The 203-nt window shown below is 60.1% G+C and carries 1 pseudogene; it reads left to right on the forward strand.

Features of this window, described 5'->3' with window-relative positions:
• A pseudogene (locus OR16_RS39365) lies at positions 1 to 203 on the forward strand (hypothetical protein); the annotation flags it as partial.

Below are 203 nucleotides of genomic sequence, written 5' to 3' on the forward strand. Positions count from 1 at the left end.
TTCAAGAAGTTCGCCGGCATCGACGTGTTCGACATCGAGCTCGATGCGCACGACCCGGACAAGATCGTCGAGATCGTGGCCGCGCTGGAACCGACCATCGGTGGCGTGAACCTCGAAGACATCAAGGCGCCCGAGTGCTTCTACATCGAGCAGAAGCTGCGCGAGCGCATGAACATCCCCGTCTTCCACGATGACCAGCATGG

The organism is Cupriavidus basilensis OR16 (assembly GCF_000243095.1).
GTDB lineage: Bacteria > Pseudomonadota > Gammaproteobacteria > Burkholderiales > Burkholderiaceae > Cupriavidus > Cupriavidus basilensis_D.